An 8925-nucleotide genomic window follows, 5' to 3' on the forward strand; every position below is an offset into this window, starting at 1 on the left:
GCGCATCCGCCGCGCATCACCGACGCATCACGCTGCGGCGAGTTCGCCGAGTACCTGCTCGGCCCGGTCGGCGTACTCCTGCTCGGACAGGACGGCCCAGCAGTCCGGGGAGGAGCACTCGCGCATGCCGTCGGGCCGGGTGGTGATGGTGAGGAGGTGGCAGCGGGGGCAGGGCTGCCGGCGGGCGGGTCCGGCGAGCGGGCTGCCGGTGATCCGGTTGAGGTGGGCGTGGAGGCGGCCGATCTCCTCGGCGAGGTCGCGGGCGTACGGCCGGGAGGCGGCGAAGGGCAGGTGTAGCAGCAGCACCTTCACAGCGACGGACACGGTGCGCTCGCCGTCGTGGCCGACCGGGCGAACCCAACCCGACCAGTCGTTGGCGCGCTGCCGGTCGTCGATCACGACCCGGGCCCAGCTGGTGAGGAGGTCGAGGCCGGGGGCCGGGTCCTGGTCGCCGTGGGGGTCGTGGACGGCGGTCGCGGTGGGCCCGAGGAGGGACAGCACGTCGAGGCGGCACGGCAGCGGTGCGGTGCGGGTAGCGCCGGAGACGCGGGCCCCGCGGCGGCCGGAGCCGGGCAGGAGTGCGAGGTGGGCGAGGGTGATGAGCTCGGGGAGTTGGCCGAGCTGGGTGCGGAGGCGGTCGAGGTGCGGGGCGGGGAGCATGTCCGGTCTCCTGACGGTGCTGGGCGGTATGGTGATCGGACCGCGTGGGGCGCCCTGGCCGTGGTGGGTTCGGGGGCGCCCCTTCGTCGTGCTCGGGGTCAGGCCCCGGGTGCCCACTCGGGCCGGTAGTCGGGCCGGTCGGCATACGGCATGGCCAGGACCTGGAGGATCCACTCCGCCCCAGCCTTCTCGGGCTGACCTCGACGGATCATGTGGCAGCACTCGGCGATGATGCGCCGCTTGGCGGCTATCTCGGCCAGCACGCGATTGGGTAGGTGCTGCTGGTGGTGGGTGCGTTCCACCTCGACCTCGTCAGTGACCAGGTCGCACCAGCCGTACATAACGTCGACGACGGGCTCGGCGGCTCGGGCGATGCGCTCGTCCTCGCGGAGTTGGCCGTGGAGGAACGCAAGCAGATCGGTCACGATCACGGTGTCTCCTTGGTCAGTGGCGGCGGCCGGGCGGGCCGTAGGGGGTCTGCCAGGCCGGGCGGTCGGCGGGACGGGTGGGCTTGCCGTTGGCGTCGAGGAGACCGGCGTCCTGAAGCTGCCGGACGACCTGGCCGAGGGCGGTGCCGAGCTGCTCGGTGGCGGCGAGGAGGGCGGGCATGGCGGCCTTGGTGATCTCCTGGATGTGGGCGACGAGGCGGGCGCACTGCTCCAGGGCGGCCTCGCGCTGCTCGTCGGTGATCGTGGGGGCGGTCAGGTCGGGCATGGCGGTCTCCTACCTGGTGGCGGTGAGTGCTGCGGCGAGGGCTACGGCGGCGCCGGCGGCGATGGTCACGTCGGTCGCGGCGCGGAGGTGGCGCATCTTGTGGTGGCAGAGGACGGACAGGGTGATCAGCCGTTCGCGTCGCCGGTCGTTGGCGAGGGCCTCGTCGAGCTGGTCCGGCGAGAGCTGGGCCCAGTGCAGGAAGGACGCGCGGTCGCGGTCGCGGGCGCCGAGGCGGGGGCGGATGACGAGTGCGGCGAGCACGAACGCGGCGCCGAGGGTGAGGGCGGCGAGGACGGTGGCGGCGGCGTGGACGTGCCCGCTGGACACGATCACGCCGAGCGCCGTGCCGAGCAGGCCGATAGCGGAAAGGAGCGCGGCGGCTTTGGTGTCGGTGCGGGTGATCTCGGCGGTGACGGCAGCGAGGTGCCGGTCGAGGGGGTCGGTGCTGGTCATGCGACTCCTTCGTACTCGGTGATGTCGGGGAGGGCGGGGAGCGTGCTGGTGTTCTCGCGCCAGACGGGCCAGGGGCGGCGCCACCACGGCGGGTAGACGGGGCCGTGGTCGAGGTCGTACTCGGCGTCGTCGGTGAAGAGGGCGTCCGACCACTCGTCGTCGGGCTCCCACTGGTCGTCGGGGCAGGTCACGGCCGGGCCTGGGTGGGAAACGGGCTGGGAAACACCTCGGCGCCGCACTGGCAGATGATCGCCAAGTCGCCGGGCCGGGCGCCGAGCTTCTTCGAGTCCTGGTGATCACACGTGAACGCGGCACCCAGGTGATGAGACGACTCCCGGTCGAAGCGCTCCAGGACTGCGGCCATCGCCGCCTCGTACCGGGCCCGCTGCTCGGTGGCCTGGTCGCAGTCCCAGCCAGGATGGGCGAGCTGCCGGCAGTCCAGGCAGGCACGCCGCCAGTGGCCGATTGTCCGCACCGTGATCGGCTGCTCGGGGAAGGGTGCGGGCTCGGTGTCATCGAGGGCGCGGATGGTGGCGCAGGGGTAGGGATGGTCATCGCAGTTGTCGAGGCCGTCGGGGTCGCAGCCGACGCACCACTGGCCGGAGCAGCCGGCGTTCCCGCAGGGAGCCGGTCGGTGCAGGGCCCGGATGGCGGCGATGCGGGCCTCGGCCTGCTCGGCACAGTTGCGGTGGGCGGCGAGGCGGCTGAGGTGGTTTTCCACAAAGCACGTGGACGCCTCTTCCCCGGCCGCGAGCACCCGGGTCGCCAGTTCCAGCCGACGGTCGGGGGTGATCCTGTTCCAGCGCCAAATCCACTGCGCGGGGGTGGGCATGACCTGCTCGTTCTCGTACGGCTCCTCACCCTGGTGGAGCAGGGCGAGGGTGGCCTGGGCCGTGTCGCGCTGCTCGGTAAGTTCGGCGACCTGGCGGCGGCGCTGGCCGAGCTCGTCCTCGGCAGCGCGCAACTGCTCGACGAGCTGCTGCTGGTAATGGCTGGTCATGCGGCGCTCCTGGCGGTGGCGAGGACGGCTGTGAGCCGGTCGGCGAGGGCCCGAGCTTGGGTGAGGGTGGACGGCGGGCCGTTGAGGTCGAGCTGGCCTGTGCGGTAGGCGAGGACGATGGCGTGGGCGGTGCTGCGGGCGCGGAGCTTGGTGCGGGCGGCGGCGGTTCGGTTGAGGATGGCGTTGCGGCTGACGCCGAGTCGGCGGGCGGTCTGGGCGGCGGTGAGGCCCTCGGCGGCGTAGTGGAGGGCCTCGATCTCAGCCTCGGTGAGGAGCTGTCCAGGGCGGGCGTTGAGGGTCACTGCGGCTCCTCGGCGATGGCCGGGCGGCCGAGGAGGCGGAGCAGGTTGAGGGCTTCGTCGGTGCGGCCGGTCTCGATGAGGTCGGCGGCTCGGCGGATCTCGGCGCGGAGCTGCTGGTTTTCGGCGATGCGGTCGAGGGTGACGGGGTCGGTGATCACGGCTGGGGCTCCTCGGCGGTGGTGGTCTGGTAGTGGCGGGCGATGGTCCAGAAGGCTCGGTCGGTGGCAGCCTGGGTGGCCGCTGTCCGCGCGGCGTTGCGGAGCATCCAGGTGCCGGCCGCCGCGGAGGGGCCGCACATGGCCAGCACCACCATGGCGGTCACTGCGGGTCCTCGGGGCGTTCGATGGTGGAGCCGGGCAGCTCCGCGAGAAGCGCGGCCAGGCTGGCGGCGGCAAAGCCCAGGCCCTCATCTGGGTAGTCAAGGACGACACGGCCGGACGGGTACTCGGCGCCGTGGAAGTGGCGGCCGTCGAAGAGGCGGAGGTTGAACGGGCGGGCGAACGGCGTATCGGTCATCTGATGCCTCCGGGGCGGTGTTTGCGGCGTGTGCCGTGGCAGATGGCGGTGGCGGTGAGGGCGCTGCCGGCCAGCCACAGGCCGGCAGCGCCGAGCAGGGCGAGCGTCACTCGGCGGGCTGGCCGAGCAGCTCGCGGGCCAGGGCGAGGGCGGCCTCGTACTCGCCGCCGATGTAGAACGCGGCCGTCGCGTCGTCGAGGACCACGGCGATCAGCTCGCGGAGGCTCTCGTCGATGCGGGGGTCTCCGGCGCGGATGAGGCGGGCGGCAGCGGTGAGCTGCTGGTCGGGCATGGTGGTCTCCTCGGGGTGGGGCCGCCCGGGGTGCGGGCGGCCGTTGACGGGCGTCAGTGGACGTCAGTGGCGGCGTGCTCGGGGCAGAGGTCGCGGCGGCGGCCGAACCGCCAGCCGCGGGTCTTCAGGTGGCGGCGGAGTTCCCGGTGCGTGTCGACACGCACCGGGTGGCTCCACTCGGTGGTGCACTGCTCGCCGTCGTCGCCGCGGTGGTCGCAGCGGATGGCGAGGTACGTCTCGGCGCTCACGCGGCGGCTCCGGCGGGCGCGGGCAGGGCGGCGAGGTGGCGGGTGAGCTGCTGGCCGATCCAGCGGGCGTACGACGGCGGGATGGACTCCCTGATCCCGTCGCGGTTCATCCACGGCACGCCGAGGTCGTCGCGGGCCTCCTGCACGCCGGGGAAGTTGCCGACGTAGTGGGCCATCTCGCCTTCGCGGCGGGGGCGGCCCATCTTGGTGATGGGCAGCTCGTGGCGGGGGTGGTGGGGCTGCGGGAGGGTGAGGCCGCCGCCGGCTTCGATGAGGCGGTCGCGGTAGGTGCGGTGGCCGAACATGGCGCCGCACAGGACGATTGGCTCGGTCATGTAGCCGCGGGCGCCGGGAACGTTCTCGATCACCCACGGCAGGCCCAGCCCGGTGAAGGCGTCGCAGGTGGGGGCGATGAGCATCGGGTGGTCGTTGCCCTGCAGGACCTGCGCGTCGCTGTAGCCCTGGCAGGGCGGGGAGCCGTGGACGGCGGCGGCGTGGGTGCGGAGCCAGTCCGCCGTGGCGGCGAGAACGGTGAGGGCGTCGCCTTGGATGAAGGCCTGGCCGCAGTAGCGGGGCTGGTCGTCGAGGTCGATGCCGAGGACGTAGAAGTAGTCCTGGTAGCCGCGGGTGGCGCCGCCCTGGCAGCAGTAGAAGTCGGCGAGGATCGGGCGGCCGGCAGCGTCGGCGAGGACCTGGTCGAGGAAGGCGGCCAGCGCGGCCGGGCCGGTGTAGCGGTGGGTGAGGCGGGTCACTGGCGGGTCCTCAGCTGGTCGGGGTGCGGGCGGCGAGGAGAAGGTCGGCGTTGGCGTCGCAGGTGCAGCGACCCCAGTCGCCGCAACCCCCGCCGAGGCAAGCGGCGCGGATCAGCTCGGCGGCCTCGGTGAGCGTGGTGTTCCGGGCGGCGGCCAGCTCGGCGCGGAGGCGGGCGATCTCGGCGTCCCGGGCGGCCAGCTCGGCCTCGACGACCGGCAGCATGGCGGCGGCCAGGCCTTCGGGGCTGCCCTCGATCCGGACGACGTACCGCCACGGCGCGGGCCGGCGGACCGGGTGGGCGGCCTCGCACTCGTCCTCGGAGGCTCGGCAGTCGGTGCCGTCGCAGGAGTACGCGGCGGCGAGCAGTTCCTGGGCGATGCGCTCGTGGAGGTCGACGATGCGGGGCGGGGTGGTCACCGGCCCTCCCCGGCGGGGACGATCGCGTCGAGGACGGTGCGCCCGATGTCGGTGACGGTCACGGGGCGGCCCTTCAGCGGCACGTAGTCGCCGAGGCTGACGAGCCCGTCGGCGAGGAGCCGGTCGAGGGCGGGCCGGGAGACGCCGCTGCCGGGACGGCCGGGGTCGCGGTAGACGTGCACGGTGGTATTGGCGAACCGGTCGAGGTAGCGGCGGCCGGTGGCGGTGACGCGGGGCGCGGCGTCCATGGCGGGGCTCCTGGGGGTTGTGTGCGGGCGTGGCGGGTGTGCGTGGCGGCTCAGGCGGTGAACAGGGGCAGGTCGAGCGGGCGGTCGAGCCTGGCCCGGCAGAGCGCGGCGTACGGTTCGTGCTGCTCGACGCCGACCGCGCGGGCTCCTTCGAGGACGGCCGCTTCGAGGGTGGTGCCGGATCCGGCGAACGGGTCGAGCACGACGGCCCTGGGCGGGGTGACAAGCCGGACGAGCCAGCGCATCAGCGCGAGCGGCTTGACGGTCGTGTGGACGGTGCCGTCGGTGCCGCGGGGTCGCTCGGAGGCCGGCGCCTTGGCCTCGTACCGGAAGGTGGGGAAGAACCGAGCCTGCTGGCCGAGCTCGGCCACGGGGCAGCCTCTGTCACAGCCGGGGTCGGCGCAGGTCGGGGTGTGGCCGAGGAGGATGTTGGTGGGCCAGCGGCCGGCCGGGTGTGACGAGTCCTCACGCGTTCCGGTCCACTCGCCAAGGGTGGCTCCGTTGCGGTTGGAGGCGAGGCCGACCACGGACGCGCACTTGTCCAGGTAGTCCTGGCCGGCCTCGGTCCGGCAGGCGTCGATGTTGAGAGCGCCGGTGCCGTGCAGCAGAACGTTCGCCACGGTCGAGTCGTAGCCGGTGCCCTTGCGGGCCAGGACGATCGGCTCGTGCGCGGGCTTCAGCTGGGTGTTCCACCCGTCCCAGTGTTGGGCGGTGGCGGTGGCGGGGGCAGTCAGTGGGTAGCTGCCGGTGCTGAGCGGGGCGAGCTGTACGTCGGACTCATAGCGGACCCGGTGCCCTTCACCGACGACCTCACGGGCGGCCCAGCCTTCCCCGAGTGAGCCCTTGCGGGCGTTGAGCTCGGCGACGAGCGGCCGGATCTCGGTGTCATCGAAGCCGAGGGCCTCCCGGATGCGGTTCCACTGCTCAGGGCGGGGGACGGTCGCGGCTTTGCCCTGAGTGGTCCACAGCCCGGCCATGCCGTTGGTGCCGAACAGGGCGTCGATCTGGCGGTTGGTCCAACCCGCGGCGTTGCGGGCCGCCGCCAGCCACGCGGTGACCTGCAGTACCTGCTGTCGGTCGTCTCGCCGACGGTCTATCAGCTTGCCGATGTCCTGGCCCTTGGGGAAGCCGGAGCCATAGATCCAGTGGAGGGAGTCGCGGATCTCGAAGCCAGCGTCTTCGATGGCGACGGTGAGGCGGTGGTAGGTGCGGGGTGCGCCGAACGCGAGGAGGTGGCCGCCGGGCTTGAGGACGCGGAGGCACTCGCGCCACAGGTCGACGTTGTAGGCGATGCCGGTGGAGTCCCAGGCGCGGCCCATGAAGCCGATCTCGTACGGGGGATCGGTGATCACGGCGTCCACGCTCGCGTCGGGCAGGGTCGGCAGGACGGTGAGGCTGTTCCCGTGGTGGAGGGTGACGGTGTCGGTCTCGTAGTACGGCACAGCGGCCTCCTGGGGACGTGTAGGGCTGGTTGGTGGTGTCGGGTGCCGGGCGTGCGCTGCGGGGCGTGTGTGGGGCCGGTTCTGGCGCGCGGGCGGGGTCGGACCGGTCCGCGCGCCGGGGCCGTCAGGTGTGCGGGTTGAGCGCGTTGTCGAGGGTGCGGACCGCCTTGTCGATGGCCTTGTCGTAGCCGACGGTCTCGCCGTACTGGTCGGGGTCGAGCTGCTCGTACCGCTTGTACCGCTGGTCGTAGTCCTCGCCCGGGTCGAGGGCGCGGACGGCGGCGATGGCGGCCTCCAGCTGGCGGACGCGGGCGATCAGGGCGGGCACGTCTTCGGCGGAGTCCTGGGAGGGGCAGTTGATGAACCGGCCGTCGTTGGCCGCGTGGAGGTTCGCGTACAGGTCGTAGCGCGCCTGGATGGCGTCGAGGTCGAGGGGCTGGGGCTGGGTGCTCATCGGGTGGTCTCCTCGGTGGTGGGGCGGTGGGCATCGGTCTGGAGGGGCGGCAGGACGGCGAGCTGGCAAGCGTCGGTGCGGCAGGTGACGGTGGCGTTGTCGGGCTTGCGATCGTCTCGGGGGCCTTCGGGCTCGCCGCAGGCGGTGGCGAGGACGGTTTGGCCGTCGTCGAGGCGGATGGCCTCGGCGGCGTGCACGGTGCGGCTGCGGTAGAGGCGGAGGCGGTGCGGGTAGGCGCTCATCGGGTGGTCTCCTCGGTGTTGCGCTGGGCCCGCTCGTTGCGTTCGATGCGGAGGTCGCGGAGTTCGTTGGAGATGCGGTCGAGGTTGGCGCGGGCGCGGTTGAGGGTCTGTCGGGCGTCCTCGAAGTCGGCGCGGAGGCGGCGCTCGCGCTCGTCGAGGTCGGCGCCGGTGGGCTGGGTCATGGCGGTCCTCAGGCAGACGGGGCGGCGGGCTGGGTGCCCTCGCGGAGGGCGTGGAGGTGTACGAGCGCGGCCTGCAGGCCAGCCAACTCCGGGCTGTCCTTCGGCTGGCCCGACATCAGGCGGACGATGCCGCTGATGCCCTCCTGGAAGGCCGCGCGCCGGGTCTTGTCCTCGGTGAGGGGGAACACGGCGTCGAGGTAGCCGCGGATCTCGGTGGCGTCGCGCTCGTCCAGCGTGGTCTTCAGCAGGCTGGTGCTGCTGCCGTTGAACTTCGGGCCGGCGAGCCTGTAGCCGAGGCCGCGGCCGGCGGCGTTGAGGTGGTTAATGCTCAGCTGGAGCTTGTTGGTCCATCCGTCACGGGAGACTTCGAGGGTGATGCGGTCTGCGGGCTGGGTCATCGGGTGCTCCTGGTGGATGGTCAGGCGGCGGGCCTAGAAGGGGGACTCGGCGCTCGGGGCGATGTAGCCGGGCAGCCGGCGGGCCAGGGCGGTGGGGATCGGTAGGAACACGCGCTGGTAGTCGGGGTGCCAGCAGTCGCAGTACTCGTCGTAGGCGGACTCGCCGTCGACGTCGGGGACCTGGTATCCGCCATGGCCGGCACAGGTCGTGCAGTCCGGGTGCGGGCGGTCGACAAGGGCAATGGCCGGTCGGGGCCGGGTGGTGTAGCGGATACGGCGACGCATCGTGATCTCCTCGGGGCGGGTCAGCGGTGCGTCTCACGCCAGTGGGCGTTGGCCCACTCGACGGCCTCGCCGAGGTGCTGCAGCGGGGCGCCGAACTCGCCGGTGTCGGGCGGGCAGAGGAGGCAGCGGAGCTTGTTCTGCGGGGTGATGTCGAAGTGGTGCAGCCGGGGCGCGTAGGCCTTGTGGCGGATGATGACGGCTTCGGGTTCGCCGTCGCGGGTGACGAGGAGGGGGCCGCGGGTGCGGTGGCTGTCGAGTCCAGCGATCAGCTCGTTGAGGTTGAGGGCGAGGTCGCGGATGTCGATGGGGTTCATCGGGG

At 72.8% G+C, this 8925-nt stretch carries 22 protein-coding genes and 1 pseudogene; all 23 read right to left on the reverse strand.

Annotation, left to right across the window (positions count from 1 at the left end; all coding sequences use genetic code 11):
* Positions 1–27 precede the first annotated feature (27 nt).
* The 23 genes and pseudogenes from ABT093_RS09810 to ABT093_RS09920 all read right to left on the reverse strand — a co-directional run bounded on the left by ABT093_RS09810 (position 28) and on the right by ABT093_RS09920 (position 8920).
* A complete protein-coding gene (locus ABT093_RS09810) occupies positions 28–660 on the reverse strand; it encodes a hypothetical protein (RefSeq protein ID WP_350562267.1) in 633 nt (210 codons plus the stop codon).
* 98 nt (positions 661–758) lie between these two features.
* A complete protein-coding gene (locus ABT093_RS09815) occupies positions 759–1085 on the reverse strand; it encodes a DUF6221 family protein (protein ID WP_350562269.1) in 327 nt (108 codons plus the stop codon).
* 19 nt (positions 1086–1104) lie between these two features.
* A complete protein-coding gene (locus ABT093_RS09820; RefSeq protein WP_350562271.1) occupies positions 1105–1374 on the reverse strand; it encodes a hypothetical protein in 270 nt (89 codons plus the stop codon).
* A gap of 9 nt (positions 1375–1383) precedes the next feature.
* Positions 1384–1827, reverse strand: coding sequence for a Pycsar system effector family protein (locus ABT093_RS09825; RefSeq protein WP_350562273.1), 444 nt, complete (start codon positions 1825–1827; stop codon positions 1384–1386).
* Positions 1824–2018: a hypothetical protein gene (locus tag ABT093_RS09830; protein WP_350562275.1), complete on the reverse strand. Its 195-nt coding sequence runs from the start codon at positions 2016–2018 to the stop codon at positions 1824–1826. The genes ABT093_RS09825 and ABT093_RS09830 overlap by 4 nt, the downstream gene beginning before the upstream one ends.
* A complete protein-coding gene (locus ABT093_RS09835; RefSeq protein WP_350562277.1) occupies positions 2015–2827 on the reverse strand; it encodes a hypothetical protein in 813 nt (270 codons plus the stop codon). Before ABT093_RS09835 ends, ABT093_RS09830 begins: the two co-directional genes overlap by 4 nt.
* Positions 2824–3129 (reverse strand): response regulator transcription factor, encoded by a 306-nt coding sequence (locus tag ABT093_RS09840; protein WP_350562279.1) that lies wholly within the window; start codon positions 3127–3129, stop codon positions 2824–2826. Before ABT093_RS09840 ends, ABT093_RS09835 begins: the two co-directional genes overlap by 4 nt.
* The gene (locus ABT093_RS09845; protein ID WP_350562281.1) at positions 3126–3287 is read right to left on the reverse strand and encodes a hypothetical protein; all 162 of its coding nucleotides are present in this window, start codon (positions 3285–3287) and stop codon (positions 3126–3128) included. Before ABT093_RS09845 ends, ABT093_RS09840 begins: the two co-directional genes overlap by 4 nt.
* A complete protein-coding gene (locus ABT093_RS09850) occupies positions 3284–3451 on the reverse strand; it encodes a hypothetical protein (protein ID WP_350562283.1) in 168 nt (55 codons plus the stop codon). Before ABT093_RS09850 ends, ABT093_RS09845 begins: the two co-directional genes overlap by 4 nt.
* Complete coding sequence (locus ABT093_RS09855; protein WP_350562285.1) at positions 3448–3645, reverse strand: hypothetical protein; 198 nt, start codon at positions 3643–3645, stop codon at positions 3448–3450. The genes ABT093_RS09850 and ABT093_RS09855 overlap by 4 nt, the downstream gene beginning before the upstream one ends.
* Before the next feature lie 106 nt (positions 3646–3751).
* A complete protein-coding gene (locus ABT093_RS09860) occupies positions 3752–3937 on the reverse strand; it encodes a hypothetical protein (RefSeq protein WP_350562287.1) in 186 nt (61 codons plus the stop codon).
* Positions 3938–3990: 53 nt separating this feature from the next.
* Positions 3991–4185 carry a hypothetical protein gene (locus tag ABT093_RS09865; RefSeq protein ID WP_350562289.1) on the reverse strand — a complete coding sequence of 65 codons (195 nt, stop codon included), beginning with the start codon at positions 4183–4185 and terminating at the stop codon, positions 3991–3993.
* The gene (locus tag ABT093_RS09870; RefSeq protein WP_350562291.1) at positions 4182–4937 is read right to left on the reverse strand and encodes an SAM-dependent methyltransferase; all 756 of its coding nucleotides are present in this window, start codon (positions 4935–4937) and stop codon (positions 4182–4184) included. Before ABT093_RS09870 ends, ABT093_RS09865 begins: the two co-directional genes overlap by 4 nt.
* A 10-nt stretch (positions 4938–4947) precedes the next feature.
* Positions 4948–5355, reverse strand: a complete 408-nt coding sequence (locus ABT093_RS09875; protein ID WP_350562293.1) for a hypothetical protein — start codon at positions 5353–5355, stop codon at positions 4948–4950.
* A complete protein-coding gene (locus ABT093_RS09880; RefSeq protein ID WP_350562295.1) occupies positions 5352–5603 on the reverse strand; it encodes a hypothetical protein in 252 nt (83 codons plus the stop codon). Before ABT093_RS09880 ends, ABT093_RS09875 begins: the two co-directional genes overlap by 4 nt.
* Positions 5604–5653: 50 nt before the next feature.
* Positions 5654–6580: a DNA methyltransferase gene (locus ABT093_RS09885; RefSeq protein WP_350562464.1), complete on the reverse strand. Its 927-nt coding sequence runs from the start codon at positions 6578–6580 to the stop codon at positions 5654–5656.
* A 153-nt stretch (positions 6581–6733) separates the two neighbouring features.
* A pseudogene (locus tag ABT093_RS09890) lies at positions 6734–7045 on the reverse strand (DNA methyltransferase); the annotation flags it as partial.
* 124 nt (positions 7046–7169) lie between these two features.
* Positions 7170–7499 (reverse strand): hypothetical protein, encoded by a 330-nt coding sequence (locus ABT093_RS09895; RefSeq protein WP_350562297.1) that lies wholly within the window; start codon positions 7497–7499, stop codon positions 7170–7172.
* Positions 7496–7741, reverse strand: coding sequence for a hypothetical protein (locus ABT093_RS09900; protein ID WP_350562299.1), 246 nt, complete (start codon positions 7739–7741; stop codon positions 7496–7498). Before ABT093_RS09900 ends, ABT093_RS09895 begins: the two co-directional genes overlap by 4 nt.
* Positions 7738–7923 (reverse strand): hypothetical protein, encoded by a 186-nt coding sequence (locus tag ABT093_RS09905; protein WP_350562301.1) that lies wholly within the window; start codon positions 7921–7923, stop codon positions 7738–7740. Before ABT093_RS09905 ends, ABT093_RS09900 begins: the two co-directional genes overlap by 4 nt.
* A gap of 8 nt (positions 7924–7931) precedes the next feature.
* A complete protein-coding gene (locus ABT093_RS09910; RefSeq protein ID WP_350562303.1) occupies positions 7932–8321 on the reverse strand; it encodes a hypothetical protein in 390 nt (129 codons plus the stop codon).
* 33 nt (positions 8322–8354) lie between these two features.
* Positions 8355–8606, reverse strand: a complete 252-nt coding sequence (locus ABT093_RS09915) for a hypothetical protein (RefSeq protein WP_350562305.1) — start codon at positions 8604–8606, stop codon at positions 8355–8357.
* A 20-nt stretch (positions 8607–8626) separates the two neighbouring features.
* The gene (locus ABT093_RS09920; RefSeq protein WP_350562307.1) at positions 8627–8920 is read right to left on the reverse strand and encodes a hypothetical protein; all 294 of its coding nucleotides are present in this window, start codon (positions 8918–8920) and stop codon (positions 8627–8629) included.
* Between the last annotated feature and the right edge of the window lie 5 nt (positions 8921–8925).

The organism is Kitasatospora sp. NPDC002551 (genome assembly GCF_040296005.1).
Classification (GTDB): Bacteria; Actinomycetota; Actinomycetes; order Streptomycetales; family Streptomycetaceae; genus Kitasatospora.